Genomic DNA, 26612 nt, shown 5'->3' on the forward strand with positions numbered 1-26612 from the left:
CCACGGGCGGCAACGGGTTTACTGCTGGGGTGTAATGGTCACTGCTCATGGGCTGGCCTTTCGCGGCTGTTGACGTCCCTTGACCTCATGGGTAAGCGACGGAAGCCGATTTTTCCAGACGGGAGTTCTCTTCCATGACCAAGACAAAGTTCACGCCGCGGGTGTTTTCCGGCATCCAGCCCTCGGGCGGGCTGACGCTTGGCAATTACCTTGGCGCGATGAAACGCTTTGTGGACATGCAGGGGCCAGAGTTCGAAACCATCTATTGCATGGTCGACCTGCACGCGATCACCGTCTGGCAGGACCCCGCAGCGCTTGCACACAACACGCGTGAACTGTGTGCAGGGTTCATCGCCGCGGGCATCGATCCTGAACAATCCATCCTGTTCAATCAAAGCCAGGTACCCGAGCATGCCCAATTGGCGTGGATTTTCAATTGCGTCGCCCGAATGGGCTGGATGCAACGGATGACACAATGGAAGGACAAGGCTGGCAAGAACCAGCAGAACGCCTCGCTGGGTCTCTTTGCCTATCCTTCGCTGATGGCCGCCGACATCCTGATCTATCATGCCACCCATGTGCCGGTGGGTGAGGATCAGAAACAGCATCTGGAACTGACCCGCGACATCGCAATCAAGTTCAACAACGACTATGGCACCGATTTCTTTCCCGTCACCGAACCAGTGATCGAGGGCGCCGCGACCCGCGTCATGAGTCTGCGTGACGGGTCCAAGAAGATGTCAAAGTCTGACCCCTCTGACATGAGCCGGATCAACATGACTGATGACGCCGACGCCATCGCCAGGAAGATCCGCAAAGCCAAAACCGATCCCGATGCTCTGCCGTCCGAAGCAAAGGGGCTGGAAGAGCGGCCAGAGGCGCGAAATCTGGTCAACATTTTTGCCGCGCTTGCCGATCAAAGCATTGATCAGGTTCTGACCGAGGTAGGCGGCAAACAGTTTGGCGAATTCAAACCGATGCTGGCTGATCTGGCAGTTGCCAAGCTTGCCCCCATTTCGGGCGAAATGGCCCGGTTGATGGACGATCAGGCCGAGATTGACCGGATTCTCGCACGTGGAGCAGAGCGAGCTCGCGAAATTTCCGTGCCAATTCTGCGAAAGACCTATGAAATTGTCGGGATGGTCGGCGCTACGTAACGAAGACGCCATGCGAACCGCCCCGCTTCAGTCTTTTGCGCGGTGGCGGGCGCGGGTTGACCAGACCCGCAGATCCGAGAACGTCTTGACCGTCGCGGCAAGAACCAACGCGCTCAGCACGGCCTTGGACAGCGTCTCCATCGTTCCCTGGATCATCAGGGCGTGAACAATGCCGCCGACGACAATCACCGCCGCACAGGCAGTGTGGCCGCGTCTCCAGTTACGCCATTTCAGGCGCCGACGGAGTGCTGGCAGAAGCACCGAAGCGAACACGGCCCACATCGCGATGACACCCCAGAACGAGAACGGCGTCGGTGACACGAACAGCAGTGCGTCGACTACATCCGGCGGGCTGGTGATCCAGAGACCGACAACATGAACCACCACCGCGGCGGCCAGACAGATGCCAACCCCGCGATGCACGCGTCGGCTGCGGTAAGTGGAGAGCCCTGGCAATAACCCGCCTGCCAGAAGGGGCTGTACAAGCAAAAGACTCATCGCAACAACGCCAGCAAACCCTGCCATGATGTAAACCGGATTGCGCCAGGCCAGCAGCGGGCTCATCGCTGCGGCGGCGACCGGCACGATGAGTACAATCGCGAGCGCACTCCAGATCAGGATCACGCGCAATCGACCTGCCCCAGTGAACGCCACCGCGATCAGACAGGCCGAAGCACGAAATGCGCAATAAGGCTGGTGTCGTTTGCGCTGCGCATGATGGGGCGCAGGAATACCGTGTCGAATTCGCCGCTGTCATAAGCGAGATGGCCATGCGGCTGACCGAAGGCGGGGACGATCTGCGGCATTTCCAACTGGAAAACCCCACGTTCGTCAGTGAGCGTGGCTCCGTGACTGTGCGGTTCACGCTCGTGCCCTTCGGTCGTATGCGCCCAGATCTGGATTCTTTGCCCGGCGAGCGGCGCACCATCCCCGGCGCGTCGCACCGTCCCTGTCATCCAGAACCCGCCGCCCCCGATCCTTTCCACGATCGGAGCTCCCGGCAGATAATTGTTGGCCCCACCTCGCATCGAGGGCGTAGGCGCAAGATCTTGGGCGCGGGCAGGAACCAGATGGCCCGACACACCGGTCGCCACAAGGGCGCCGCCCGTGACAAGAAGGGAACGGCGGGTGAAGAAAGAAGTCTGCATGTGTTGGTCTCCTGTCCAACGGACAGACACACGGTCAGCCTGATGGGACCGGTCGCATCCGTACTTCCTCCAATCATAACATACCTGAAGTGTTTCCGGGAACAGGACACGGAGAGACATGGCAAAGCACAATCAACGTTTCGTGAGCGTACTCTGCCATTTTTTTATCGAGTGACCCAGCGCGTCTCAGGCCGCCTTCTGGTGCAGGATCTCGTGGACGATGGCTTCGGCCACATCATTGGGGCTAACCGATTGATTGACCGCACGAGTCAAAATCCGGTCCATCGTCCGATCCAGCGCTTCCAGCTTGCCTGCGACCCAATCCGTTCGATTGGCAATCTGCAGGATTTCCGTCGCCACGTTGATGATTCCACCACCGTTGGTCACAAAATCGGGCGCGTAGAGAATGCCGCGGTCATGCAGGCGCTGCGCATCGGCTTCGGTTGCCAACTGGTTGTTGGCCCCACCTGCCACCGCGCCAACCTTGAGCAGCGGAATACTGGCATCGTTCAGGATTGCCCCGATAGCGCAGGGGGCGAAAATGTCGGCCTCTGCCTCATAGACCGCGTCTGGCTTTACCGGTTGGGCCGCGAACTCTTCGGCCACGCGCGCCACCTGTTGCGCATCAATATCGGTAACGATCAACCCGGCGCCAGCGTCGGTCAGCAGCTTGCACAGATGGTGACCTACATGTCCCAGCCCCTGTACCGAAACCGTCTTGCCAGTCAAATCAGACGATCCGAACCGGTGCCGGGCTGTCGTCCGGATCGCGTTGAAAATCCCGCGCGCGGTGATCGGAGAAGGATCGCCGCTGGCAAACTCGCCATCGGCGAGCCCTGCAACAAAGCGCGTTTCGGTCCCGATCATCGCCATGTCGGCGGGTGTCATGCCCATATCCTCGGCGGTCCAATAGCAGCCCTCAAGGCTTTGCACCGCGCGGCCAAAAGCCTGCATCAGTTCGGGTGTCTTGTCTATGGTGGGGTCGCCGAGGATGACGGCCTTGCCCCCGCCCAGGGGAAGATCGGCCGCGGCATTCTTGAACGTCATACCGCGCGACAGGCGCAAGGCATCATTCAGCGCCTCTGTCGGATGGCCGTAGGGGCGCATTCTCACGCCACCCGCAGCGGGACCAAGTTGCGTGGAGTGTATTGCAATGAATCCTTTGAGGCCAACTTCCGTGTCTTCAAATTGGATGACCTGCTCATGATCAGGCACATCAACCGCAACAATCTTCATTTGTCGTCTCCAATGATCTTATCGAGTCATCGCACGGAGTTTGGAGCGATTTTCACCAAGATTGCCTGTCGACAAACGCTGTGTTAGCGATTTCACCTACAGAGTAAATAATTTTTGGGTGGATTCACTAAATGGACGAGATAGATCGCAGAATCGTACGCGCCTTGCAGCGCGACGGACGAATAACCGTCACCGAGCTTGCGGAGACCATCGGACTGTCAGCAACGCCCTGCGCAAGGCGACTGGAACGACTTCAGAAGGACAAAGTCATCACCGGTTATGCCGCCCAGGTCGATCCGGCAAAACTCGGGCTGGGGGTGTCGATATTCGTTTCGGTTGAGCTGGACAAACAGGACAGGGCGGCCATCGATGCGTTCGAACGCGCGATCCGGCGCTGCGAAGAGGTGATGGAATGTTACCTCATGACCGGGTCGCGAGATATCCTGCTGCGGGTGGTCGCCGCCGATCTGTCGGCCTTCGACGCTTTTCTTGAAAATCGCTTGATGCAGATTCCGGGCATCAGAAATTTACGGTCAAATTTCGCGTTGCGAACCATGGTCAAACGTGAGGTTCTGCCCATGGTGATCTGAAAAAGGTCTGGACCCCTGACCCACTCCGCCCTACCTTTCGCGCAAACGAGGGAGTGAGAGATGGCCGCCGGCACCAATATCCGCACATATTTCAATGGCACCTGGCATGACGGAAACACTCCGATCATGCATGCAGCCGATCACGGGGCCTGGCTGGGCTCTTCAGTATTCGACGGGGCGCGGTATTTCGATGGGTTGGCTCCTGATCTGGATGCCCATTGTGCCCGCACCAATCGCTCGGCCGAGGCGCTGATGCTCACGCCCTCGGTAAGTGTCGAGGACATGGTTCAAATCATCCGTGAGGGACTAAAACCCTATGGCCCCGACAAGGCGGTCTATATCCGGCCTATGTATTGGGCGATTGATGGTGATACCTCGACCATTGCCCCCAAAGAGGACAGCACTGCTTTTGCCGTGTGCCTCGAAGAAATCCCCATGGCGCCTGCAACGGCTGCGGCGACACTGACGAAGACCCGTTTCCGCCGCCCGGTATTGGAGGATGCCGTTGTCAACGCCAAGGCCGGGTGCCTTTATCCCAACAACGCCCGCATGGTTCGCGAGGCGCGGTCAAAAGGGTTTTCCAACGCTTTAGTGGCTGATGCAATGGGCAACGTGGCCGAAACGGCAACGGCAAACATCTTCATGGTCAAGGATGGCGAGGTGTTTACTCCCATCGCCAACGGCACTTTTCTGGCTGGGATCACTCGTGCGCGACATATGAAAAACCTTCGCGCCGATGGGGTGACAGTGCATGAAAAGGTTCTGACTTTTGCCGATTTCCACGAGGCGGACGAAGTGTTCATGTCCGGCAACATGAACAAGGTCACGCCGGTCACTGCACTGGACGAAACACAATTCCAAGTTGGACCTATCGCCCGTCGAACACGCGAGTTGTATTGGGACTGGGCCGCGTCAAACGGGTGATTGCTTGAACGCTGTCAGTTGCCACTTGCTCTTTGCTGCGGCATGATCGCCGCAAACTGAAAGGTAATACATGCGTAAGTTCCTTGTCGTCCTGGATGACAGTCGCGAATGTCTGAACGCCATGCGCTTTGCCGCAATGCGTGCGGCGCACACCGGTGGTGGCGTGACAATTCTGTCGGTCATACCGCCAGACGAATTCAACCACTGGATCGGTGTAGGTGAGGTGATGCGCGAAGAAGCGCGCGAGCGTATCCATGCGCATTTCGAAGTGTTCGCCAAATGGATGCGGGACAAGCAGGGGATTGAACCGGAACTGGCAATCCGCGAAGGCGAGGCGGTGCCGGAAATCATTGAACATGTACAGACTGATCCGGAAATCGGCGTTCTGGTTCTGGGTGCCGGGACCGACAAGAAAGGCCCCGGTCCACTGGTCACGCAACTGACCCGTAATTCTGGAAGCCTGCCAATCCCAATCACCATCGTTCCGGGCGATCTGAGCAAGGAGAAGCTCGAAGAAATCACCTGAGGCAAGCGGATGAAGAGGCGCATTCAATTCTGGTTCGAGTTCGCCTCGACATACTCCTATCTCAGCGCCATGCGAATCGTAGAGGCGGCGGCCAAGCACGACGTAGCAGTGGATTGGCAGCCGTTTCTTTTGGGTCCGATTTTTGCCGAACAGGGATGGGACAATTCGCCCTTCAACCTGTATCCCGCCAAAGGCCGCTATATGTGGCGGGATCTGGAGCGCCTGAGCGCGACGCGCGAGTTACCATTTGTGCGACCTGATCCCTTCCCGCAAAATGGGCTGGCTGCTGCTCGCATCGCATTGGCAGCCCGGGAATTGGGCAAGGCAGGTCCGTTTGTTCGGGCCGTATTCGACGCCGAGTTCGGAATTGGGCAGGATATCTCAAAACCTTCTGTTCTGACCGCTTGCCTTGCTGCGGCGGATTTGCCGGACACCCTGCTGGAGCGGAGCACGTCACCCGAGATTAAGTCGACTTTGTTTGAACAGGTCGCCAAGGCCAAAACGCTTGGCATCTTTGGTGCACCCAGCTTTATAGTCGAGGATGAGCTATATTGGGGTGATGATCGGCTGGATCAGGCGCTTGCACATGCCGCCACCTTTTAGAATCGTTCCAAATATTGACTTCCCTTGGTTCTGCCCGCATATCAATGCCAAGCGAAACGGAGTGCTGCCATGTTCATCCAGACCGAATCGACCCCGAATCCGGCGACCCTGAAATTCCTGCCCGGCCAGACGGTTCTGGAAGCGGGAACTGCCGATTTTCCTACAGCTGACGCAGCATTGAAATCCCCGCTTGCGGCGCGGATATTCTCGGTGAATGGCGTCACCGGCGTGTTTTTCGGCAACGATTTCGTAACCGTCACCAAGGCAGACGGGATTGAATGGGATCACATCAAACCCGCGATACTGGGCGCGGTGATGGAACACTATCAATCAGGTCAGCCGGTGATGGGCGCCGATGCCTCTACCGCCTCGGGCCATGCCGATCACGATGGCGAAGATGCCGAGGTCGTCAACCAAATCAAGGAATTGCTGGACAGCCGAGTTCGACCTGCCGTTGCGCAAGATGGTGGGGACATAACATTCCACGGGTTCGATCGGGGCGTTGTCTATCTGCACATGCAAGGCGCCTGTGCGGGATGCCCGTCGTCCACCTTGACACTGAAGATGGGAATCGAAAACCTGTTGCGCCACTACATTCCCGAAGTGACCGAGGTTCGGCCTGTTGCCGTCTGATCGCCTGATCCTCGGTTTTGACACATCGGCCGCGCATTGCGCGGCCGCTTTGTTGCAGGGATCAAACATCATCGCTTCTACTGCCGAGGCCATGACGCGCGGCCAAGCCGAACGGCTGATGCCGCTACTGGAGGAGCTTCTCTGGCAAAATAACGCGAAATGGCGCGATCTGACGGCCATTGGCGTGGGCATCGGGCCCGGAAATTTCACGGGTATTCGAATATCGGTATCCGCCGCACGCGGCCTTTCGCTGGGGTTGGGCATACCCGCAGTTGGCGTTTCAGGCTTCGAATCTCATGCGTCCAGCGCGCCCGAAGGGCATCTGGTAGCCATCCCGGCCCCGCGTGATCAGGTCTATCTACATCCCACAGGCTCTCACCCGGCATTGATGCCGCGTGACGACGCTATTTCGTACGGCCCATTATTTTCCGAGGTTTCTCCTGCCATCGTCGCCGAAGGCATCGCCCGCATCGCGGCCACCCGATGGGAAAGCAGCACACTACCACCCGCACCGCTGTACATTCGACCGGCCGACGCGGCGCCGTCCAGCGATGTGCCACCGATTTTGCTGGACGGATGACACCCGAGCAGATGGCCGCGACTCACGCGGCGGCGTTCACACAATCCCGACCGTGGAGTGCAGGGGAATTCGCAAGTCTACTTACCAATCCCTTCACGCATACCATTGGTGACAAACGGTGTTTCGCATTGTATCAGGTAATCGCAGGCGAGGCCGAACTGCTGACCATTGCGACCCACCCGGAACACCAACGTCAACATCTAGCCTTGGCCTGCATGAAGCATTGGCACAAGCAAGCGGCAATTCTGGGAGCAACTCGCGCCTTTCTGGATGTTGCCGCTGACAACACTCCGGCCATTGCACTCTACAACCTCTGCGGTTATTCCATCTGCGGCATGCGTCGGGGGTACTACCGACGCGAAAACAGCGAGAACGCCGACGCGATGCTGATGCAGCGTGACCTGCCCTAGCGGCAAGGGGGTGATTTCAGACCATATGGTCAAAAATCAGTGAAAAAGCGGTTGACCAGCGCCGCTGCAAACGGCCTTAATTGCCAGCACCACAGCAGTTCTGCTCGCTTTGTGCGAGGCTTCGGGAAATTCCCAACCTCGGACCGATAACAAAACAACGGGAGTAACATATGACCCTCATGAAATCCTTGATGGGTGCAGCGGCCGCCGTCGCCATGACCGCAGGCGCCGCGCTCGCCGAACCGGCCCTGATTTTCGATCTGGGCGGAAAATTCGACAAATCGTTCAACGAGGCCGCGTTCAACGGTGCCCAGCGTTGGGCCGAGGAAACCGGCGGTAGTTTCCGCGAGATTGAGCTTCAGTCCGAAGCCCAGCGCGAACAAGCCCTGCGCCGCTTTGCCGAAGCGGGTGCCAACCCGGTAATCACAATGGGTTTTGCAATGGCCGATCCGCTGGCAGCCGTGGCGCCCGACTATCCCGACACTAAGTTTGTCGCTGTCGACGTGAACTGGCTGGATGCGCCGAATATCCGTCAGGTAAGTTTTGCCGAGCACGAAGGATCGTATCTGGTCGGGATGATGGCGGCCATGGCCTCGAAGTCCGGAACCGTCGGGTTCGTGGGTGGCATGGACATCCCGCTGATCCGTCACTTTGGCTGCGGCTATGCGCAGGGCGCCAAGGCCGTAAATCCCGACATCAAGATCGTGGCGAACATGACAGGCACCACTCCGGCGGCATGGAACGACCCGGTCAAAGGCTCTGAACTGACCAAGGCGCAGATCAGCCAGGGGGCCGACGTGATCTACGCGGCCGCTGGCGGTACTGGCGTTGGCGTTCTGCAAACCGCCGCCGACGAAGGTATCCTGTCGATCGGCGTGGACAGCAACCAGAACCACCTGCACCCGGGCAAGGTGCTTACCTCGATGCTCAAGCGCGTTGACGTCGCCGTTTATGACGCGATGAAAGCCGGTGCCGACGTTGAAACCGGTGTTTTCACCATGGGTCTGGCCGACGAGGGTGTTGGATACGCGATGGATGACAACAATGCTCCGCTCGTTTCCGGCGAGATGAAAGCCGCGGTTGACAAAGCTCGTCAGGATATCATCGACGGAAACGTGAGCGTGGTCAGCTATTACGAAAACGACAGCTGCCCTGCATTGAGCTTCTGATCCAAGGCAGGGCAGCCCCTTTGCCCTGCTCCCAAATTCCCGTTTGTCAGCCCAGGCTGGCAAACGGCCCTTTTGGCCATGAGGACAAGATATGACCGCCCCCGCAATCGAGCTCAAAGGGATATCCAAGGCCTTTGGGCCGGTCCAGGCGAACAAGGACATTTCCATTAGCGTCACCCCCGGAACGATCCACGGGATCATCGGAGAAAACGGCGCAGGCAAGTCCACGCTGATGAGTATTCTTTACGGCTTCTACAAAGCCGACAAAGGCGAGATCTGGATCAACGGACGAAAAACCGAGATCCCCGACAGCCAGGCCGCCATCGCCGCGGGCATCGGGATGGTGTTCCAGCATTTCAAACTGGTCGAGAACTTTACCGTTCTGGAGAACATCGTTTTGGGCGCCGAAGATGGCGGGCTTTTGGCCCCTTCTCTGGCCAAGGCGCGAAAAGAGCTGAAAGCGCTTGAGGAAGAGTACGATTTGTTCGTCGACCCCGACAAACGCATCGACGAGATCGGCGTTGGCATGCAACAGCGGGTGGAAATCCTCAAAGCGCTCTATCGCAAGGCGGAAATCCTGATTCTAGACGAACCCACAGGCGTTTTGACTCCGGCCGAGGCTGATCAACTGTTCCGCATTCTCCACCGCCTTCGGGAAGAAGGAAAAACCATTATCCTGATCACCCACAAGCTGCGTGAAATCATGGAGGCGACCGATACCGTCTCGGTGATGCGCCGGGGCGAGATGACGGCCACCGTCAAAACATCGGAAACCAACCCTGAACACCTGGCCGAGCTGATGGTTGGCCGCAAAGTTTTGTTGCGCGTAGACAAGGCACCGGCGCAGCCCGGCAAACCGATCCTGGAAATCCAAAACCTGCGCGTCACCGACGAAACTGGTGTCGAGCGCGTGAAGGGTATCGATCTGACCGTCCGCGCCGGAGAAATCCTTGGCATCGCGGGCGTTGCCGGAAATGGCCAGTCCGAGTTACTGGAGGTGCTGGGCGGTATGCGCCCCGCCACCGGCACGATCCGCCTAAATGGCCAACCACTGACGCTGTCTGGCCATGGGGCCGATGGGCAAGCACGTCGCGCCCAGGGTGTCGCGCATGTCCCCGAAGACCGCCAGCGCGAAGGGTTGATCATGGATTTTCACGCCTGGGAAAACGTGGCCTTCGGGTATCACCGCGACCCGGCCTATCAGCGTGGCATTTTCATGGACAACGCCGCTCTGCGCGCCGATACCGAGCGCAAGATCGAGAAATTCGACGTTCGTCCCGCTGACGGTTGGCTTGCAGCCAAAAATTTTTCAGGCGGGAACCAGCAGAAAATCGTCGTGGCGCGCGAGATCGAGCGCAATCCCGAATTGCTGCTGGTCGGGCAACCGACGCGTGGGGTCGATATCGGGGCCATCGAGTTCATCCACAAACAGATCGTCGCCCTGCGCGACCAGGGCAAAGCCATCTTGCTGGTCTCTGTCGAACTGGAGGAGATCTTCTCGCTTTCCGACCGTATCGCGGTGATGTTTGACGGGCACATCATGGGCGAACGCCTGCCACAGGAAACGGATGAAAAAGAACTTGGCCTTTTGATGGCCGGTGTCGCCGGGGAGGCCGCTTAAGATGGAAAAGATGCCCAAATGGGCCGATGTGGTCCTGATCCCTCTGATCAGCCTGATCCTTGCCGCGATCCTTTCGGCCCTTGTCATCCTCGGCATCGGCGAAGACCCTGTTGCGGCGGTCAAGCTGATGGTTTCCGGCGCGCTCGGGTCAACCTATGGCTGGGGCTATACGCTCTACTATGCCACCAACTTCATCTTCACCGGCCTTGCGGTTGCCGTGGCCTTTCACGCGAGGATGTTCAACATCGGCGGCGAGGGGCAAGCGATGCTGGGCGGTCTGGGCGTGGCCCTTGTGTGTCTTTATGTACCTTGGCCGCACTGGTCCGTCGCATTGCTCGCCGCCTGCGCCGCTTCGATGATCTTTGGCGCCGCATGGGCCGCGATCCCGGCCTATCTGCAGGCAAAGCGGGGCAGCCACATCGTGATCACAACGATCATGTTCAACTTCATCGCCGCGGCCTTCCTGAATTACATGCTGGTCAATGTGATGCGACCCGAAGGGTCGATGGACCCGGCGACAAAACGGTTCCCCGAGGCGGTCCACTTACCGACCCTGCATGAACTGCTGGCCCCGATCGGCATCAACTTTTCCAAGGCCGCGCCTGCGAATATCTCCCTGATCGTCGCAGTTATCGCCTGCGTCGTGGTCTGGGCGCTGATCTGGCGTACCCGGCTGGGTTATGAAATCCGGGCCTATGGCCACTCGGAGACTGGCGCGCTCTATGCCGGAATTTCACCGGTACGGATCACAATCGTTTCAATGCTGATTTCAGGTGCCCTGGCCGGACTTATGGCGACCAACAACGTGATGGGTGAGGCCGAGCGTCTGGTGCTCAATTCAACAGAAGGCGCGGGTTTCATCGGTATCGCCGTGGCGCTGATGGGCCGCTCGCACCCCTTTGGTGTGTTCCTGGCTGCGATCCTGTTCGGGTTTCTCTATCAGGGCGGCGCGGAGTTGGCGCTATGGACATCGATCCCCCGCGAATTGATCGTCGTCATTCAGGCGTTGGTAATCCTGTTTACAGGCGCGCTGGACAACATGGTTCGCGCACCGCTTGAAAAACTGTTCCTCGGATTGCGGAAAGGATCGGCCTGATGGATTTCTTGACGATCATCCAGATACTCGATTCGACGGTTCGACTGTCCACTCCGCTGCTGCTGGCCTGCCTGGCAGGCCTCTATTCAGAACGCGCCGGCATCTTTGACATCGGTCTTGAAGGCAAGATGCTGATGTCTGCTTTTTTCTCGGCCGCCGTGGCTGCGGTTTCTGGCTCGGTCTGGCTGGGATTGCTGGCGGGTATTGCATCTTCCATGGTACTGGCCGGACTGCACGGTTTGGCCTCGATCACGTTCCGGGGCAATCAGCTGATTTCTGGTGTGGCGATCAATTTTCTGGCCGCAGGCATGACTGTTCTGGTGGCGCAGGACTGGTTCCAACAGGGCGGGCGCACGCCCTCTCTGTTCGGCGGTGGACGGTTTGAACCCATCAACTGGCCCTTTGCCGAAGCCATCGCCAATGTGCCGGTTGTCGGACCGATCTATGCCGAGCTCCTCTCAGGCCATTCCATTCTGGTCTATGTCGCTTTCCTGGCCGTACCTGCGACCTGGTGGATTCTCTTCCGGACACGCTTCGGCCTGCGACTGCGCGCGGTGGGCGAAAACCCGGCGGCGGTTGATACCGCCGGCGTATCGGTCGTCGGCCTGCGCTACGCCGCGGTGGCAATCTGTGGTGTGCTCTGCGGTATTGCCGGGGCCTATCTGGCGACTGCGCTGCAGGCCGGGTTCGTCAAGGATATGACCGCCGGGCGGGGCTTTATCGCACTCGCCGCGCTGATCTTTGCCAAGTGGCGGCCCTGGCATGCAATGTGGGCCTGCCTGCTGTTCGGCCTGTTACAGGCCATCGCCTTGCGCTTTCAGAATATCGACCTTGGCGGGATCGTGATCCCGGTGCAGGTCATGGACGCCCTGCCCTACATCCTGACTGTCGTGATTCTTGCAGGCTTCGTCGGCAAGGCCATTCCGCCGCGCGCAGGTGGCGAACCCTATGTAAAGGAACGCTGATAAGGCCAGTTCGGGATCGTAAATCAGTCCTGATCGCTGCGCGGCAGCATGGGCAGTTGATTTTGCCAACGGTTGCGGTTCTAAGAGGGTATGCAGATATACCTTCCTATCGCCGAAGTTTCCGTCAACGCGTTCCTCCTGCTGGGGCTGGGGGGAATGGTTGGCGTTTTGTCCGGCATGTTCGGTGTTGGCGGCGGCTTTTTGATGACGCCGCTGTTGTTCTTCATCGGCATCCCGCCTGCGGTTGCGGTCGCCACAGAGGCGAACCAGATCGTCGCCTCATCCTTCTCGGGTGTGCTGGCGCATTTCCGACGAAAAACCGTCGATCTCAAGATGGGTACGGTTCTTCTGATAGGGGGGTTGACCGGCGCTGCCTTGGGCGTGGTGGTGTTCAACTACCTCAAAAGCCTCGGTCAGGTCGATCTGCTCGTCAAGCTCTGTTACGTGGTGTTCCTTGGCATCATCGGCGGGCTGATGTTCATCGAAAGCCTGAACGCTATTCGGAAATCCCGCAAATCCGGCGGCACTCCGGCAAAGCGGCGTCAGCGCGGCTGGATCCACGCGATGCCGCTCAAGATGCGCTTTCGCACCTCGGGTCTCTATATCTCCGTGATACCACCTCTGATCGTCGGCCTGTTTGTCGGCGTGCTGTCGGCCATCATGGGCGTTGGTGGTGGCTTCATCATGGTTCCCGCCATGATCTATCTGCTGGGTATGCCGACCAAGGTCGTGGTTGGCACCTCGCTATTCCAGATCATATTCGTGACCGCCTTTACAACCATGTTGCACGCAACCACGAACTATACCGTGGATGTCGTTCTGGCCGTTCTGTTGTTGGTCGGCGGTGTCATCGGCGCCCAGTTCGGGACCGTAATCGGTGCGCGCATGAAAGCCGAGCAATTGCGAATTCTTCTGGCTTTGATGGTTCTTGCTGTCTGCGGCAAGCTGGCGCTTGATCTGTTGTTGCAGCCCACCGAATTGTACTCGCTCGGCGCAAGCGGGGGTCACTGACATGTTGCGCCTGTTCATTGCCTTGTTTTTATTAGCCATACCCGCCTCCGCAGCGCAGGAAACCGTTGTTCTGGGGCTTAGTCAGGATCGTGTGGCCATCACGGCTGACTTCAATGGCTCCGAAATTCTGATCTTTGGTGCCGTGAAGCGAGAGACACCAATTCCTGCCGGTGCGCCACTTCAGGTCATCGTGGCGGTCTCTGGCCCCTCCGAACCAGTGCTGGTACGACGGAAAGAGAAGAAGTTCGGCATCTGGGTCAACGTCGACAGCGTTCTGGTCGATTCCGCACCCAGTTTTTATGCAGTAGCGACCAGCGCACCAATCGACGAGGTGATCACAGATACCGAGGATCTGCGCTACCGCATCTCAATCGAACGCGCCATTCGCTCGGTCGGCGCGGCAATGCACATCCGTGGGGCACAGTCCTTTGCCGATGCCGTGGTCCGCATTCGCGAGCATGCGCATCTCTATTCGATACGCGAAAACACGGTGGCCGTGGACGAGCAGACCTTGTTCAGAACGTCCATCGACATGCCCGCCGACTTGACCGAAGGGGACTATGTGGCGCGCATTTTCCTGACTCGTGAGGGCGAGGTGATTTCGGAATTTGAAACCACCATTGACGTGCGCAAGGTAGGGCTGGAACGCATCCTGTATACCATGTCCCGCGAACAACCAATTTTCTATGGCCTGATGTCCCTGGCAATTGCCATTGCAGCCGGTTGGGGAGCCTCGACCGCGTTCCGGTTGCTACGCAATAACTAACCCCGACCGATATAAGGCATGGTCGTGGCCATGACGGTCATGAACTGAACATTCGCCTCGGGCGGCAGGCTGGCCATGTGCAGAACCGAACGCGCGGCATCCTCGACCGCCATCGTGGGATCTGGCTCTCGCCCGTCGGCCTGGGCGGCCTCCACCAACCCTTGTACAATTGGCGTGCGTGCATTGCCGATATCGATCTGACCGCAGGCGATACCGAACGGCCTTCCGTCCAGTGACAGGCTCCGGGTCAGCCCGGTAATGGCGTGTTTGGTGGCCGTGTAATGCACCGAATTCGGGCGGGGTACATGCGCGGCAATGGAGCCGTTGTTGATGATCCGCCCCCCTTGCGGAGACTGTTTGCGCATCGCGGCAAACGCTTCGCGGGCGCACAGAAACATGCCGTTCAGGTTCACATTGACCGAATTGTACCAGTCCTGAAGCGCAATTTGCTCAATTGTACCGCCCCTTGCAAAGATCCCGGCATTGTTGAACAGGACGTCCAGCCGCCCAACCCGGTCGACAAACCTGCGAAACGCGGCCACCACGGCGTGTGGGTCGGTCACATCCGCGACCAATGGCAAGGCGTTGGGCTGCCCCTCAGCCAATTCGTTCAGAACGTCGCCACGTCGCGCCAGCAGTCCGACATGCCAGCCTTCGGCCAGAAACAACTCTGCCGTTGCCCGGCCAATGCCCGAGCTGGCGCCGGTCACGATGATCGTTTTCATGTCTCTTCTGCCTCCAATGTCAGTTCCGGCGTAGCGATCAGACGCAGGTCATCCACCCGTAGCGGATGGGTCGGTTTTGACAGCCTGTTGCGCACCACCCAAATCAGCCGCTCTTGCGCGCGGGTGATCGCCACATAGGCCAGCCGCTTCCACAAGGGCTGGCCCGCTTCGGTGCGCCCCATGCGTGCCGCGGCATAAATGTCGGGGGCAAAGACCTGAACCGTTTCCCATTGCGAGCCTTGTGCCTTGTGAATCGTCACCGCCGCGCCATGCAGAAACGTCGCCCCCATACGGGCGGCATAGGGGATGAACGGTTCCTCTTCGTCCGGTTTTTCGATCTTGACGATCGAAGCGGCGCTGACCTGCGGGTCTTCGGCCCCGATCACGTGCAATCGTGAAAAACCTGCCTTGCGCCCCGGCCCCAGATAGATCACCTGAGCCCCCTTGATCAGCCCGCGCGCCTCAAGATCGAGGCGCTTCTTGCGGTGTTTCAAGGGCAGCTCGATCCCGTCGCAGATCAGTGGTTCACCTTCCAAAAGTTCGGTCTCGGGTGCACCGTGAACATGGCGAAAGGCATTGATCAGCCGAATGCGCGTTGCATTGCGCCAGACCAGAACCGGGCTGCGCGCCATAAGATCGACCTCGACCCGCTGGCCCCACACCACGCGATCGTCCCGGCGCGCGGTGTCTTCGATCAGGCGCTCGAACTCTTCGAACCCCATCTGCGGGTCTGCAAGGGCGTGTGCGAGATCAAGGATGGGGTTGTCCGCGTCCTGACGGTGAATGCGGCTGAGCGTCAGTTTGCGCGGCTCTGGCAGCCCGTCGAACACCATTGAGCCAGACTGGTTGACCGGGGCCAGCTGGGCCGGATCACCGAACAACAGAAGTGTTGGGAAAATTTCCTTCAAATCCTCGAATTGTCGGTCATCCAGCATCGAGGCTTCGTCCACGAAACCGATATCCAGGGGCTCTTCGCGACGTTTCCAACCGGTGATGAAATCGGACCCGCGCAAACCGGCGGCTGCCAGCGCACCGGGGATGGACTTGTTCCTGGAATAAAACGCGGCGGCGCGATCCAGGGCCTCATCGGTCAACCCCTCGATCTCGGGGCGCTCGTCATTGCCTTCGAGCCACTCGGCAATGCGTTCGTATTCAGGGTCGTAGACGGGAGTATAGAGAATGCGATGGATGGTCGTGGCCGGGACCCCGCGCAGGCGCAAGACACTGGCGGCCTTGTTCGTCGGCGCGAGAATTGCCAGCGACCGTTTGTCACGCGATTTGCGACTTTCATAGTCACCCGAGACAACGTTGATACCAGCGTCGGCCAAGGCCTTGTAAAGCTGGGCCAGCAATAGTGTTTTACCCGATCCGGCCTTGCCGATCACGGCCATGACGCCAGACTTTCCGTCACCCGGAGATTTCAGCAGGGAGTCGTCATCCAGATCGACTCCGGCCAGTCGCAGCATCTCGGCGATGCTGTCATAGGCGGTGGCCTGATCGTCGGAAAATTTCACTTGTGGCAAGGACATGGCGCGACCCTACAGGGCCGCGCCAGCCATCACCAGACACCAATTGTGCGACAGGTCCAGGCGCTTTGGGCGAACCGGGGCTGCTGCGCCTTGCCGAAGGCCGTGTTGAACCACATCCGCGACAATTCGCGTGAGATGCCCGCACGTTCGGCAACACGCATGCAATCCTCTGCCGAATAGGGCCACAACCCGACAGAGATCTGATCACGCCCGGTTCCTTCGGACCCCAGAATGACCGGGGATGACCCGATCAGGCGATAGATCCGCACCATCCGGGCGTCAAAAACCCCGGCGATGTGGGTCAGGCCGAAACCTTCCATGATCTCGCCACCGCTGAGCATGATCGCACCGGCGGTTCGCGGGCTGGCATCGCGGGACAGGCAGAACCGGGTGACTTCCCAGATCAACGGGCTACAAATCGGCGCGCCACCGGTCAGATGCCCAAAGATATCGTTGACCATGACGGGACCGGTGGTTGGCAGAACACGCATTGACCCGCCGTGACTGCCATCTTCTTCTTCCCAGATGACATAAAGGGGGTTCAGGTCGTCGTAGTTGTCCCGCTCCTCCCCCTTTTCATTGACGTGAACATCCCAGCCCAGCCGGGTTTTGAACTGGTCCGCCCGATCGCGAAACATGCCTTCGGCCAATTTCGGAAACTTGTGCAGTTCATCTGCGTAGACATAGCGCAACATAACGATTCCCCTCGTCGTTCACTTGAGAACAAAGGGGGTACAAAGCTATGGTTAAAATCCTGTCATCAGGGCGCGCGGGCGTTAAACCACTATTAATCCCCTGCTCATCGCGGTGGCGATGGCATGAGTGGTGTTCAGTGCCCCCAGCTTGAATCGGGCGCTTTCGATGTAGACACGCAATGTGTGCTCTGAAATCGACAGGGAATGCGCAACCTGAGCACGGTTGTAGCCCAGGGCCAGCAAGGTCATTGCGTCCACTTCCCGTGGTGACAATGCCCGGTTTGGTTCCGGATGCTGACCACTTTCGAATTCCAGCGCTTTTCGGTTGAAGTAATGCGCGATCAGGATCAGGTCTCGCCCATGCGCTTCAGTGAACCTGCTCCAGGTTTCGTCGTCACAGTTGTGGTTGGCCGTGAACAGCGCGAACTGGCCATTTGGACCCCGGATCGGGATGGAATAGCCCTGGTTTCCGACCCCGTGCTGCAAAGCGTCCTTCAGAAACGCTTTCTGCACCCTGCCCGACCAGTCCAGCTTCTTCCAATCAACAGGGTGGAAACGTTGGAAGCATCCCAAAATCACCGGGTCAATCCGATGATAGTTCCGCTCAAGATAGCGGTCCGCCCAGATGTCGGAATAGGTGGTGCACCCATATTGGTCCCCGGCGCCGTCTACCCAATGATAGATTATGTGATCAATACCCAGTCTGTCCCGGAGTGCGTCGGCAACCCGTTCGAGGTCTTCAAGCGTGCTGCTGTTGTCCAACTCCTCTAGGACCTGGTTCAAATCGACCTTCTTTCGCATGCGCGGGCGCCCGTACCTCTTTTTTACCAGACGCAATCTCGGCGGCCGCGATCAGCCTGGTGTCGTCAAGCTGTTCGGCCAGCACATTCAACCCGTTCGCAGCGGCGAAAGTTCTGAGGTCGGAAAGAACGTCCAGTATCCACTCATTATGCTGCATCAGACTCTCTCCGGAATGGTTAACGAAGGGTTAACACAACCATAGCATGAGCAGCTTTCCGAAAGATATTCACCGGTTTCCATTCCCCAAAAATAGCGAGGTATCTGAGGGCAAAGCTCTGGAACCATTCACCCGGGAATGGAAAAGAAAGCACCCGCGAGTCACTTGCGTGATTCGCGGGTGCTTTTCCTTGTGGCATTTCCGGATCAGCCGCGCGCGTCCAGAACTTCTTCGAGTGTGCGCAGCCCGGTGCGGGGCGATTGCACCAGAACCGACATATTGCCGGGCTTGTGCTCGTTGCGCATCATCTTCATGTGCGCCTCGGGCAGATCGGCCCAGGCGAACACCTCGGACATGCAGGGATCAAGCCGGCGTTCAAGCATCAGCTTGTTGGCTGCCGCCGCCTGTTTGAGGTGAGCAAAATGCGACCCCTGCAGGCGTTTCTGGTGCATCCAGATATAGCGCACATCAAAGGTCAGGTTGAAACCCGTGGTGCCTGCGCAGATAACGACCATGCCACCTTTTTTGCAGACAAAGGACGACACCGGGAATGTCGCTTCGCCCGGATGCTCGAACACCATGTCGACATTCACGCCCTTGCCGGTGATGTCCCAGATCGCCTTGCCGAACTTGCGGGCTTCTTTGAACCACTCTGCATATTCGGGCGTGTTGACTGTCGGCAGCTGGCCCCAGCAGTTGAAATCGCGCCGGTTGATCACGCCCTTGGCGCCAAGGCCCATGACGAACTCACGCTTGCTCTCGTCAGAGATCACGCCGATCGCGTTGGCCCCCGCGGTGTTGATCAGCTGGATCGCATAGGACCCCAGACCGCCGGACGCACCCCAGACCAGAACGTTCTGACCCGGCTTCAGGTCGTGCGGCTCGTGACCGAACAGCATACGATAGGCGGTCGCCAGCGTCAGTGTATAGCACGCCGCTTCTTCCCAGGTCAGGTGCTTGGGGCGCGGCATCAACTGTTGCGCCTGAACGCGGGTGAACTGGCTGAACGAACCGTCCGGTGTCTCATACCCCCAGATCCGCTGGCTGGGTGAATACATCGGATCGCCGCCGTTACATTCCTCGTCGTCGCCATCGTCCTGGTTGCAGTGGATCACCACCTCGTCCCCGACCTTCCAACGCTTGACCTTGTCGCCGACGGCCCAGACGATTCCGGCGGCATCGGAACCGGCGATATGATAAGGTTGCTTGTGGCCGTCAAAGGGGCTGATCGGCTTGCCCAGAGCGGCCCAGACGCCATTGTAGTTGACCCCTGCCGCCATCACGAGGACCAGTACGTCGTGGCTGTCCAGTTGGGGAACGTCCACGATTTCCTGCTGCATCGCCGTATTCGGTTCGCCATGACGCTCTTTGCGAATAGCCCAAGCGTACATCTGCTTGGGCACATAGCCCATCGGAGGGATTTCGCCCATTTCGTAGAGGTCTTTTTCAGGCGCCTCGTACGACGCAATGCCGCTGTCGGTATCCAAAGCCATGATGGCCTCCTTCTTTCTATTCTGTTGCCGCAACGCAGAATCGCGGTTCTCAATGGATGAGATATTGGCCGCCGGGTAACAATGCAATAGATTTTCGGTATGTTTTTGAAATTTTATGACCCTGCGACTGCAGAAAGTTATTTCGCATGCGCGGCATTATCTGCATTACCCTTTGCAAAGAGATGTGCAATCGACTGTCCGTAGTAGAGAGTCAGGTCGCGCCGATCGACCGACGCCGAGATGATATCTCCGTTGCGCAGCAAAATGCGCCGATCTACCAACTGACCGATGGCAAACGCGACCGATCCGTTGATCTGGTCTGGCACCATACCTTGTTCCTCCATCATCCGTGTAACTTCGGACGTCAGTTCGGCTTCGTTCATGTCGCCGTTTTTTAGGATCAGCCAGCATGCCAATGGCCCCGGAACCACAGGAACGGCCGACCCGATCCGCTTCATCAGGTCGCGCGCCAGTTCCGTCGTCAGATCCTTAGGATGTTCCGCTCGAAACGCGGAAAGCGACAAGGGCAGGCCATAGCGTACCGAGGCCAACCCGAACCTCCGGTACCGCCCTGTCACACGACGCCAGACCTGTTTGAGCATCCATCCCGTGATAACGCCGATCCTTGCCCGGAACCGCCGTTCCTTGCGCGATGCGGCAGCGGTCAGAATGGTGTCTTCCAGCACCCGATCATAGTTCAGGGCGACGGGGACAAAGACGACATCCTTACCCCCCGCGTCGACCCCTTCGATAATGTATTTCAAAAGCCCCAACTTGGGGCGTCCCAGCCCGCCGGTCAGGCTCAGTCCTCCTTCGGGAAACATGGCTTGCGTCACCCCCGCCTCGGTGGCGTGGCGGACATAGGCGGCCAGAACCTGGCGGTACAGGTCGCTGCCCGATTTTCGCCGGATGAAATACGCGCCCATGGCACGGATCAAACCGCTGAGCGGCCAGACCCTGGCCCATTCGCCAACCGCATAAGACAGCGCCGAGTGTTCGGCGGCCAGATAGGTTATCAGCACATAGTCCATGTTGCTGCGGTGATTCATGACGAAAACGACTGTCGCATCCGGATCGATCCCGGCCACTGCCTGTTCGTCCTCGTACGTCATGCGCACATTGTAAAAGGCATTGCCAAGCATACGCGACGCCCGAATCGCAAAGCTGAAATAGGCGAAGGCGGAAAAAGAAGGTACGATCTCGCGGGCGTATCGGCGCGCCTGCTCGGATGCCACCGCTTCAGGAATTCCGGTTTCTTTAGCCTCTTGCTGTACGGCCCGCGCCACTTGCGGGTCATAGATCAGCCGCTGAATCATGTCATGCCGCCCCGCCAGCTTGAATGGCTGGATCGGGCGCTGCAGTTTTTTGTTCAGTCGTTCGACCGCTCGTTCCAACCTGCGCCGGAAAAACCAGCGCACGGAAGGAAACAGGAAATGAGATGCGAAAGTGACCGCCGCGAACAGCAGGATCAGGATAAAAAGCCAAAGCGGAAGTTCCACGGTTCGCGTCATGCCCGCACAGTGCCACCAATCAAACAGGGCCACAATCTTTAGAAACACCCGATGCCGCATTGCAGCGAATTGACATATCCCGAAAATTACGATTTAGAACGCTTTGACGAAATATTATTGCCCATTCAATGCGAGGCTCACCCATGACGCAGATGCAGAAAGACCGCCCCTGGCTCATCCGGACCTACGCCGGTCACTCCACCGCCAAGGCCTCGAACGCGCTTTACCGCAACAACCTGTCCAAGGGGCAGACAGGCCTTTCCGTGGCGTTCGATCTGCCGACGCAGACCGGGTATGACAGCGACCATACTCTGGCGCGCGGCGAAGTGGGCAAGGTGGGCGTGCCGATCTGCCATCTGGGGGACATGCGGGTGCTGTTCGACCAGATCCCTCTGGAACAGATGAACACGTCGATGACCATCAATGCCACCGCGCCGTGGTTGCTGGCGCTGTATATCGCGGCGGCCGAGGAACAGGGCGCCGACGTTTCCAAACTGCAGGGCACGGTTCAGAACGACCTGATCAAGGAGTACCTGTCGCGCGGCACCTATGTGTGCCCGCCGAAACCCTCGCTCAAGATGATCGCGGACGTGGCCGAGTACTGTTATACCAATGTGCCGAAATGGAACCCGATGAACGTGTGTTCCTATCACCTGCAAGAGGCCGGGGCCACGCCGGAACAGGAGCTGGCCTATGCGCTGGCAACGGCGATTGCGGTACTGGATGAGCTTAAGCCTCGCGTCCCTGCCGAGGATTTCCCGGCGCTCTGCGGCCGCATTTCATTCTTTGTGAATGCTGGCATCCGGTTTGTAACCGAGATGTGCAAAATGCGCGCCTTTGTCGATCTGTGGGACGAGATTTTGGAAAGCCGCTATGGCGTCAACGACCCGAAATTCCGCCGTTTCCGCTATGGCGTGCAGGTGAACTCGCTGGGACTGACCGAGCAGCAGCCCGAAAACAACGTCTATCGTATCCTGATCGAGATGCTGGCGGTGACCTTGTCGAAAAGGGCGCGCGCCCGCGCGGTGCAGCTGCCGGCCTGGAACGAAGCGTTGGGCCTGCCCCGGCCCTGGGACCAGCAATGGTCGATGCGGATGCAACAGATCCTGGCCTATGAGACCGACTTGCTGGAATATGGCGATTTGTTCGATGGGAATCCGGCCGTTGACGCCAAGGTCGAAGAATTGAAATCCGGTGCACGGGCGGAGTTGGGCAACCTCGACTCGATGGGCGGGGCGGTCGCATCGATCGAGTATATGAAATCGCGCCTTGTGGAATCAAACGCCGATCGCCTGAACCGGATCGAGCGCAATGAAACCGTTGTTGTCGGCGTCAACAGGTGGACCGAGGGCGAACCCTCGCCTCTGCAGACCGAGGATGGCGGGATCATGGTCGTCGACCCCGCGGTCGAGCAGGAGCAGATCGCCCGCCTGAACGCATGGCGGTCCGAGCGCGACGATACCGCCGTGACCGCCGCGCTTGCCGCGTTGCGCGATGCCGCCAAAACCGGCGCGAATGTCATGGAACCCTCGATTGCCGCCGCCAAGGCAGGCGTAACCACGGGCGAATGGGCCGAAGAGATGCGCAAGGCCTATGGCACCTATCGCGGCCCGACTGGCGTATCCGGCTCGGTCTCGAACAAGACCGAAGGATTGGACGATCTGCGAGCTGCCGTCGATGCGGTAAGCGATAAACTGGGCCGCCGCCTGAAGTTTCTTGTCGGCAAGCCGGGACTTGACGGCCATTCCAACGGCGCCGAGCAGATCGCATTCCGCGCGCGCGATTGCGGCATGGATATCACCTATGACGGCATCCGGCTGACACCCGAGGAAATCGTGATTTCTGCGGCTGAGGAAGGCGCGCATGTGATCGGCCTGTCGATCCTGTCCGGCAGCCACATTCCACTGGTCGAAGACGTGATGCAGCGTTTGCGCGCAGGAGGCCTGGGCCATATCCCCGTCGTTGTTGGCGGGATCATTCCTGACGATGATGCCAAAAAACTCGAAACCATGGGGGTAGCAAAAGTTTATACCCCAAAGAATTTCGAGTTGAACGCCATCATGGGTGATCTGATCACTTTGGTTGAAACGAAAGAGATTGCAGCGGAATAAAAAACTTCCCCACATTTTTTTCTAGCAGACAATAATAATTGCCCATATTAACGTAGTGCGCGCGAAAACGGCGCATCACGTTTGATCGGCAATTGTAGAAATGGAAAAATAATGGCTATCGACCTTGGCAAAATGTCCCGCAAGGAATTGTTGGAATTGCGCGGAAACATCGAAACCGCTTTGCAGGAGGCCGAGCAGCGGGAACGCCGTGAAGCCTTGGAAGCTGTCAAAAAAGCCGCCGCAGAGCACGGGTTTTCGCTCGCCGAGCTTACCGATGATGTGCGCCGCGTCGGCAAGGGCCCAAAAGCCAAAGCAAAATATCGCAATCCGGCAAACCCGGATCAAACGTGGAGCGGGCGTGGACGCAAGCCACAATGGGTGCATGATGCCCTCAAGGCAGGTGCGGATGTTTCCGATCTGGAAATTTGACCTGAACGGCGCTTTGAAATGACGATTCATATCGGTGCGGAAAAGGGCGATATTGCCGAAACGGTTCTTTTGCCCGGCGATCCTTATCGGGCGAAATGGGCCGCGGAAACGTTTTTGACCGACATCCGTCAGATCAACAATGTTCGCGGAATGCTTGGCTTCACCGGCACCTGGAAAGGAAATCGTGTTACATTTCAGGGTAGCGGCATGGGAATGCCGTCGTTGTCCATTTACGTAAATGAACTGATCCGCGACTATGGGGCAAAAACATTGATCCGTATCGGATCTTGTGGCGCCATGCAGGACAGCGTGAATCTTCGTGATATCATTCTGGCGATGACGTCGACGACACTGAGCACTCCGTCGCGAGGGATACTCCGTGAGCTCAACTTTGCCCCTTGCGCGGATTGGGGACTGTTGCAATCCGCTGCCAAGGCCGCCGAAACGAAGGGCACGCCAACGCACGTCGGCGGGATCTATTCGTCGGACGTCTTCTATGATGAACGCCCCGACCTGAACGAACAGATGGTTCGTCATGGCATCCTTGGGGTCGAGATGGAGGCCGCAGAACTTTACATTCTGGCAGCGCGCCACAAGTGCCGCGCACTGGCTGTTCTGACGGTGTCGGATCATCTGTTGACCGGTGCGGCCCTGCCTTCGGAAGATCGCGAAAAAAGCTTTGGCGACATGGTCGAGATCGCCCTGCATGCCGCGTTTCCCGATGCCGCCTGACCAGTGGATATCAACGCCAGAATTTATGGTTCAGCATACCTGAAACGCGACGCCGCCCAGAACGGGCGGCGTTTTCCTTAAGAACCGCAATGGCTCACATTTTCAGACTATGCCTGTACGTAAAAGTCATAGTTGTAGACAGTTGAAAACCCGATCTCTTCATAGACCGGTTTGCCCATATCCGTCGCCTGCAGAATAGAAGACGTGGCGCCGCGTTTCTTGCCTTCGGCCATGGCATGCAGCGTCATCGCCGTCCCGATTCCCTTGTTACGGAATTCCGGCAGGGTTCCGACGACAAAGACGCCCGCCAGACCATCCGCCATTCCCAGGGCGCTGGTGGCAACTGGCTTGCCATCAAGGATCCCAAGGTACCGCCATTGTTCGGTCAACGCCGAATCCGGAATCTGGCCTTCGCTTTCTGCCATCGCTTTGCAAGACGCCGGGTCAAGCTCGAACGCTTCGGCGGCCACCGCCGCCCAGTCGTGGCGCGCGGACTGCCCCTCGATCAGTTCGATCCTGAGGCCCTCGACTTTCGCACCCGGGTCGAATTCGGTCAGGTCGCAATGCATGGCGGGCTGCTGGCCCACAAGTTGCAGGCCCAGTTGTTCCAGCTTTGCCTTGACCGCCCCTGTCGCAGCAGAGGGGCAAATACGCCACAAGACAGGCGTGCCCTTGGCCGCAATGCTTTGTTGCGCCGCTGCAAAAACCTCGTCCAGCGCGTCCACATTCTGCCCGGTCACAAACACGTTGTTGAAAAGGAACAAAGGGATGTTCGAGTACATGAACACCGCATCCGAAAACTCGCGATACTCCCCCCCTGAAACACGGGCATACTCGCGCCAGTATGACGCACAGTTGGTGTCCATTCTTGTCGTGAACTCAAGATCCAGCGGCATATTCAAACCTTCCATCGTGAATAGTCTGGCGCCAGTGCAAACAATCCGCAACTGTCGCTGTTTTACAAATTTCGGCCAAGCGCCAAACAAAAAAGCCCCAAATGAAAATATCAGCAGGCCAATTGGATGTGGTGACGCCCTAAAGAAGCAACCTAGAGTTGTCATTTTCATATGGCAACTCTTATGTTTGGACATGTGCAGGTCTTGCACGAACTCCTGCAAAGGCTAAAATATGGCCATGTCCCCGTTCGCCCATATTCTGGCCCTTCCGGTGCGCGCCTATCGGTTGATTTTCAGCCCGTGGGTCGGGTTCAATTGCCGCTATCAACCGACCTGTTCGGCCTATGCTCTTGAGGCGCTGGAAAAACATGGCGCAGTCAAGGGAGCTTGGCTGGCCGCCAAGCGGATCGGGCGCTGTCATCCATTGGGAGGGACAGGATACGACCCGGTTCCGAACCATTCCGGAGACGAAACCAAGTAACGGCGACGCGCCGTAATTCTTGACCCTTCTGCATTCGGGCAGAACATTGGCATGGCGTTCCAGCCTCGCGAGGTCGCCATGTTTTCCAACGCCCGCTCTGATTTGCCCACACACGAGGTTCACAACCAACCGCCTGTTCGTGGCGATTGCAATCTGTGGGAAACCGATCCCGTCCTGCGCGAAAACATCACACATACGGGAGGGCAGGTTGAACCCTTGGCCAGATATGGCGGAACGATGGGTAGCGCAGAGATGCGCGAGGCCGGACGAGAGGCCAATCGCTCATTGCCGGAATTGTGCTTGTTTGACCGGGGTGGGCGGCGACTGGACGAGGTCCGGTTTCACCCCGCCTATCATCAGCTTATGAACACCAGCCTGTCCGCGGGCTATGCCGGTATCGCTTGGGGCCAACAGCCCGGCGGGCATGTGACCCATGCCGCCATGGTCTATCTCGCCAGTCAGGTCGAACCCGGACATTGCTGCCCGATGACGATGACCTATGCCGCCATTCCGGCCCTCGCGGCGAACCCTGACGTTGAAGCCGAGTGGAAACCGAAACTGATGGCGCGTGGTTACGATCCGTCGACCCGACCCATCGCCGCGAAGCAATCCGCAAC

Annotated in this window: 29 protein-coding genes and 1 pseudogene; 19 read left to right on the forward strand and 11 right to left on the reverse strand. The window is 58.4% G+C overall.

All coding sequences use genetic code 11. The features are described from left to right. The first annotated feature begins 134 nt into the window (after nt 1-134). Nucleotides 135-1157, forward strand: coding sequence for a tryptophan--tRNA ligase (gene trpS / locus AC2FNB_RS14495; protein WP_480751749.1), 1023 nt, complete (start codon nt 135-137; stop codon nt 1155-1157). Nucleotides 1158-1184: 27 nt separating this feature from the next. Here trpS and AC2FNB_RS14500 read toward each other — a convergent pair whose 3' ends face one another. From AC2FNB_RS14500 to AC2FNB_RS14510, 3 genes are all read right to left on the reverse strand, one after another. Beyond that, complete coding sequence (locus AC2FNB_RS14500; protein ID WP_496747406.1) at nt 1185-1787, reverse strand: ferric reductase-like transmembrane domain-containing protein; 603 nt, start codon at nt 1785-1787, stop codon at nt 1185-1187. Nucleotides 1788-1816: 29 nt separating this feature from the next. Further along, nucleotides 1817-2305, reverse strand: a complete 489-nt coding sequence (locus tag AC2FNB_RS14505; protein ID WP_480751746.1) for a peptidase associated/transthyretin-like domain-containing protein — start codon at nt 2303-2305, stop codon at nt 1817-1819. Between the two features lie 186 nt (nt 2306-2491). Then, nucleotides 2492-3541: a Glu/Leu/Phe/Val family dehydrogenase gene (locus tag AC2FNB_RS14510; protein WP_496747407.1), complete on the reverse strand. Its 1050-nt coding sequence runs from the start codon at nt 3539-3541 to the stop codon at nt 2492-2494. A 131-nt stretch (nt 3542-3672) separates the two neighbouring features. Here AC2FNB_RS14510 and AC2FNB_RS14515 point away from each other — a divergent pair, with 131 nt between their 5' ends. The 13 genes from AC2FNB_RS14515 (at nt 3673) to AC2FNB_RS14575 (ending at nt 14435) form a co-directional block, all read left to right on the forward strand. Beyond that, on the forward strand, nt 3673-4131 hold the full coding sequence (locus AC2FNB_RS14515; RefSeq protein WP_480751742.1) for an Lrp/AsnC family transcriptional regulator: 459 nt from the start codon (nt 3673-3675) through the stop codon (nt 4129-4131). Nucleotides 4132-4191: 60 nt separating this feature from the next. Next, a complete protein-coding gene (locus AC2FNB_RS14520; protein WP_496747409.1) occupies nt 4192-5055 on the forward strand; it encodes a branched-chain amino acid aminotransferase in 864 nt (287 codons plus the stop codon). 70 nt (nt 5056-5125) lie between these two features. Continuing rightward, nucleotides 5126-5581, forward strand: a complete 456-nt coding sequence (locus tag AC2FNB_RS14525; protein ID WP_480751739.1) for a universal stress protein — start codon at nt 5126-5128, stop codon at nt 5579-5581. A gap of 9 nt (nt 5582-5590) precedes the next feature. After that, nucleotides 5591-6184, forward strand: coding sequence for a 2-hydroxychromene-2-carboxylate isomerase (locus AC2FNB_RS14530; RefSeq protein ID WP_496747411.1), 594 nt, complete (start codon nt 5591-5593; stop codon nt 6182-6184). A 69-nt stretch (nt 6185-6253) separates the two neighbouring features. Then, nucleotides 6254-6817 (forward strand): NifU family protein, encoded by a 564-nt coding sequence (locus tag AC2FNB_RS14535; RefSeq protein WP_480751736.1) that lies wholly within the window; start codon nt 6254-6256, stop codon nt 6815-6817. Next, entirely contained in the window at nt 6807-7397 is a 591-nt protein-coding gene (gene tsaB, locus AC2FNB_RS14540; protein ID WP_496747414.1) for a tRNA (adenosine(37)-N6)-threonylcarbamoyltransferase complex dimerization subunit type 1 TsaB, read from the forward strand. Before AC2FNB_RS14535 ends, tsaB begins: the two co-directional genes overlap by 11 nt. Nucleotides 7398-7525: 128 nt before the next feature. Continuing rightward, nucleotides 7526-7807, forward strand: coding sequence for a GNAT family N-acetyltransferase (locus tag AC2FNB_RS14545; protein WP_496747416.1), 282 nt, complete (start codon nt 7526-7528; stop codon nt 7805-7807). Between the two features lie 170 nt (nt 7808-7977). Next, on the forward strand, nt 7978-8976 hold the full coding sequence (locus AC2FNB_RS14550; RefSeq protein ID WP_480751732.1) for a BMP family lipoprotein: 999 nt from the start codon (nt 7978-7980) through the stop codon (nt 8974-8976). Nucleotides 8977-9067: 91 nt separating this feature from the next. After that, entirely contained in the window at nt 9068-10597 is a 1530-nt protein-coding gene (locus AC2FNB_RS14555; protein ID WP_496747418.1) for an ABC transporter ATP-binding protein, read from the forward strand. A 1-nt stretch (nt 10598) separates the two neighbouring features. Continuing rightward, nucleotides 10599-11693, forward strand: a complete 1095-nt coding sequence (locus tag AC2FNB_RS14560; protein ID WP_496747420.1) for an ABC transporter permease — start codon at nt 10599-10601, stop codon at nt 11691-11693. Further along, on the forward strand, nt 11693-12658 hold the full coding sequence (locus tag AC2FNB_RS14565) for an ABC transporter permease (protein ID WP_496747422.1): 966 nt from the start codon (nt 11693-11695) through the stop codon (nt 12656-12658). Before AC2FNB_RS14560 ends, AC2FNB_RS14565 begins: the two co-directional genes overlap by 1 nt. Nucleotides 12659-12748: 90 nt before the next feature. Continuing rightward, nucleotides 12749-13669 carry a sulfite exporter TauE/SafE family protein gene (locus AC2FNB_RS14570; RefSeq protein WP_480751726.1) on the forward strand — a complete coding sequence of 307 codons (921 nt, stop codon included), beginning with the start codon at nt 12749-12751 and terminating at the stop codon, nt 13667-13669. Between the two features lies 1 nt (nt 13670). Continuing rightward, nucleotides 13671-14435, forward strand: a complete 765-nt coding sequence (locus AC2FNB_RS14575; protein WP_496747424.1) for a TIGR02186 family protein — start codon at nt 13671-13673, stop codon at nt 14433-14435. On the opposite strand, the gene AC2FNB_RS14580 is transcribed toward AC2FNB_RS14575, so the two are convergent. The 7 genes from AC2FNB_RS14580 to AC2FNB_RS14610 form a co-directional block, all read right to left on the reverse strand. Further along, a complete protein-coding gene (locus AC2FNB_RS14580) occupies nt 14432-15160 on the reverse strand; it encodes an SDR family oxidoreductase (RefSeq protein ID WP_496747426.1) in 729 nt (242 codons plus the stop codon). The two genes, AC2FNB_RS14575 and AC2FNB_RS14580, sit on opposite strands and share 4 nt — an antisense overlap. After that, on the reverse strand, nt 15157-16689 hold the full coding sequence (locus AC2FNB_RS14585) for an ATP-dependent DNA helicase (protein WP_480751721.1): 1533 nt from the start codon (nt 16687-16689) through the stop codon (nt 15157-15159). Before AC2FNB_RS14585 ends, AC2FNB_RS14580 begins: the two co-directional genes overlap by 4 nt. 29 nt (nt 16690-16718) lie before the next feature. Then, nucleotides 16719-17384 (reverse strand): acyl-homoserine-lactone synthase, encoded by a 666-nt coding sequence (locus AC2FNB_RS14590; RefSeq protein WP_496747429.1) that lies wholly within the window; start codon nt 17382-17384, stop codon nt 16719-16721. An 81-nt stretch (nt 17385-17465) separates the two neighbouring features. Then, the gene (locus AC2FNB_RS14595) at nt 17466-18185 is read right to left on the reverse strand and encodes a helix-turn-helix transcriptional regulator (protein ID WP_496747431.1); all 720 of its coding nucleotides are present in this window, start codon (nt 18183-18185) and stop codon (nt 17466-17468) included. Beyond that, a complete protein-coding gene (locus AC2FNB_RS14600; RefSeq protein WP_496747433.1) occupies nt 18124-18342 on the reverse strand; it encodes a hypothetical protein in 219 nt (72 codons plus the stop codon). Before AC2FNB_RS14600 ends, AC2FNB_RS14595 begins: the two co-directional genes overlap by 62 nt. Before the next feature lie 206 nt (nt 18343-18548). Next, entirely contained in the window at nt 18549-19835 is a 1287-nt protein-coding gene (gene ccrA / locus AC2FNB_RS14605) for a crotonyl-CoA carboxylase/reductase (RefSeq protein ID WP_480751716.1), read from the reverse strand. Nucleotides 19836-19972: 137 nt separating this feature from the next. Beyond that, a complete protein-coding gene (locus AC2FNB_RS14610; protein ID WP_496747435.1) occupies nt 19973-21346 on the reverse strand; it encodes a 1-acyl-sn-glycerol-3-phosphate acyltransferase in 1374 nt (457 codons plus the stop codon). Nucleotides 21347-21489: 143 nt separating this feature from the next. Between AC2FNB_RS14610 and AC2FNB_RS14615 the strand changes: the two genes are divergently transcribed. From AC2FNB_RS14615 to deoD, 3 genes are all read left to right on the forward strand, one after another. Then, a complete protein-coding gene (locus AC2FNB_RS14615; RefSeq protein WP_496747436.1) occupies nt 21490-23457 on the forward strand; it encodes a protein meaA in 1968 nt (655 codons plus the stop codon). A 111-nt stretch (nt 23458-23568) separates the two neighbouring features. After that, nucleotides 23569-23886 (forward strand): H-NS histone family protein, encoded by a 318-nt coding sequence (locus AC2FNB_RS14620; RefSeq protein ID WP_480751713.1) that lies wholly within the window; start codon nt 23569-23571, stop codon nt 23884-23886. Between the two features lie 18 nt (nt 23887-23904). Beyond that, on the forward strand, nt 23905-24618 hold the full coding sequence (deoD, locus tag AC2FNB_RS14625; protein ID WP_496747438.1) for a purine-nucleoside phosphorylase: 714 nt from the start codon (nt 23905-23907) through the stop codon (nt 24616-24618). A 107-nt stretch (nt 24619-24725) separates the two neighbouring features. On the opposite strand, the gene AC2FNB_RS14630 is transcribed toward deoD, so the two are convergent. Further along, nucleotides 24726-25514 carry a GNAT family N-acetyltransferase gene (locus AC2FNB_RS14630; protein WP_496747440.1) on the reverse strand — a complete coding sequence of 263 codons (789 nt, stop codon included), beginning with the start codon at nt 25512-25514 and terminating at the stop codon, nt 24726-24728. Between the two features lie 238 nt (nt 25515-25752). On the opposite strand from AC2FNB_RS14630, the gene yidD reads away from it, so the two are divergent. Both yidD and AC2FNB_RS14640 read left to right on the forward strand, forming a co-directional pair. Next, nucleotides 25753-25995, forward strand: coding sequence for a membrane protein insertion efficiency factor YidD (gene yidD / locus AC2FNB_RS14635; RefSeq protein WP_496747442.1), 243 nt, complete (start codon nt 25753-25755; stop codon nt 25993-25995). 51 nt (nt 25996-26046) lie between these two features. Next, nucleotides 26047-26612, forward strand: a pseudogene (locus AC2FNB_RS14640) (DNA alkylation response protein); the annotation flags it as partial.

It is taken from the genome of Ruegeria sp. BHSB058 (assembly GCF_059613285.1).

What these genes read in the sequence shown, in the direction of transcription:
- trpS (WP_480751749.1), top strand. Translation starts at nt 135, where the DNA reads ATGACCAAGACAAAGTTCACGCCGCGGGTGTTTTCCGGCATCCAGCCC.
- AC2FNB_RS14505 (WP_480751746.1), bottom strand. Translation starts at nt 2,305, where the DNA reads ATGCAGACTTCTTTCTTCACCCGCCGTTCCCTTCTTGTCACGGGCGGC.
- AC2FNB_RS14510 (WP_496747407.1), bottom strand. Translation starts at nt 3,541, where the DNA reads ATGAAGATTGTTGCGGTTGATGTGCCTGATCATGAGCAGGTCATCCAA.
- AC2FNB_RS14515 (WP_480751742.1), top strand. Translation starts at nt 3,673, where the DNA reads ATGGACGAGATAGATCGCAGAATCGTACGCGCCTTGCAGCGCGACGGA.
- AC2FNB_RS14520 (WP_496747409.1), top strand. Translation starts at nt 4,192, where the DNA reads ATGGCCGCCGGCACCAATATCCGCACATATTTCAATGGCACCTGGCAT.
- AC2FNB_RS14525 (WP_480751739.1), top strand. Translation starts at nt 5,126, where the DNA reads ATGCGTAAGTTCCTTGTCGTCCTGGATGACAGTCGCGAATGTCTGAAC.
- AC2FNB_RS14530 (WP_496747411.1), top strand. Translation starts at nt 5,591, where the DNA reads ATGAAGAGGCGCATTCAATTCTGGTTCGAGTTCGCCTCGACATACTCC.
- AC2FNB_RS14535 (WP_480751736.1), top strand. Translation starts at nt 6,254, where the DNA reads ATGTTCATCCAGACCGAATCGACCCCGAATCCGGCGACCCTGAAATTC.
- AC2FNB_RS14550 (WP_480751732.1), top strand. Translation starts at nt 7,978, where the DNA reads ATGACCCTCATGAAATCCTTGATGGGTGCAGCGGCCGCCGTCGCCATG.
- AC2FNB_RS14555 (WP_496747418.1), top strand. Translation starts at nt 9,068, where the DNA reads ATGACCGCCCCCGCAATCGAGCTCAAAGGGATATCCAAGGCCTTTGGG.
- AC2FNB_RS14560 (WP_496747420.1), top strand. Translation starts at nt 10,599, where the DNA reads ATGGAAAAGATGCCCAAATGGGCCGATGTGGTCCTGATCCCTCTGATC.
- AC2FNB_RS14565 (WP_496747422.1), top strand. Translation starts at nt 11,693, where the DNA reads ATGGATTTCTTGACGATCATCCAGATACTCGATTCGACGGTTCGACTG.
- AC2FNB_RS14570 (WP_480751726.1), top strand. Translation starts at nt 12,749, where the DNA reads ATGCAGATATACCTTCCTATCGCCGAAGTTTCCGTCAACGCGTTCCTC.
- AC2FNB_RS14575 (WP_496747424.1), top strand. Translation starts at nt 13,671, where the DNA reads ATGTTGCGCCTGTTCATTGCCTTGTTTTTATTAGCCATACCCGCCTCC.
- AC2FNB_RS14580 (WP_496747426.1), bottom strand. Translation starts at nt 15,160, where the DNA reads ATGAAAACGATCATCGTGACCGGCGCCAGCTCGGGCATTGGCCGGGCA.
- AC2FNB_RS14585 (WP_480751721.1), bottom strand. Translation starts at nt 16,689, where the DNA reads ATGTCCTTGCCACAAGTGAAATTTTCCGACGATCAGGCCACCGCCTAT.
- AC2FNB_RS14590 (WP_496747429.1), bottom strand. Translation starts at nt 17,384, where the DNA reads ATGTTGCGCTATGTCTACGCAGATGAACTGCACAAGTTTCCGAAATTG.
- AC2FNB_RS14595 (WP_496747431.1), bottom strand. Translation starts at nt 18,185, where the DNA reads ATGCGAAAGAAGGTCGATTTGAACCAGGTCCTAGAGGAGTTGGACAAC.
- AC2FNB_RS14600 (WP_496747433.1), bottom strand. Translation starts at nt 18,342, where the DNA reads ATGCAGCATAATGAGTGGATACTGGACGTTCTTTCCGACCTCAGAACT.
- ccrA (WP_480751716.1), bottom strand. Translation starts at nt 19,835, where the DNA reads ATGGCTTTGGATACCGACAGCGGCATTGCGTCGTACGAGGCGCCTGAA.
- AC2FNB_RS14610 (WP_496747435.1), bottom strand. Translation starts at nt 21,346, where the DNA reads ATGACGCGAACCGTGGAACTTCCGCTTTGGCTTTTTATCCTGATCCTG.
- AC2FNB_RS14615 (WP_496747436.1), top strand. Translation starts at nt 21,490, where the DNA reads ATGACGCAGATGCAGAAAGACCGCCCCTGGCTCATCCGGACCTACGCC.
- AC2FNB_RS14620 (WP_480751713.1), top strand. Translation starts at nt 23,569, where the DNA reads ATGGCTATCGACCTTGGCAAAATGTCCCGCAAGGAATTGTTGGAATTG.
- deoD (WP_496747438.1), top strand. Translation starts at nt 23,905, where the DNA reads ATGACGATTCATATCGGTGCGGAAAAGGGCGATATTGCCGAAACGGTT.
- AC2FNB_RS14630 (WP_496747440.1), bottom strand. Translation starts at nt 25,514, where the DNA reads ATGCCGCTGGATCTTGAGTTCACGACAAGAATGGACACCAACTGTGCG.
- yidD (WP_496747442.1), top strand. Translation starts at nt 25,753, where the DNA reads ATGTCCCCGTTCGCCCATATTCTGGCCCTTCCGGTGCGCGCCTATCGG.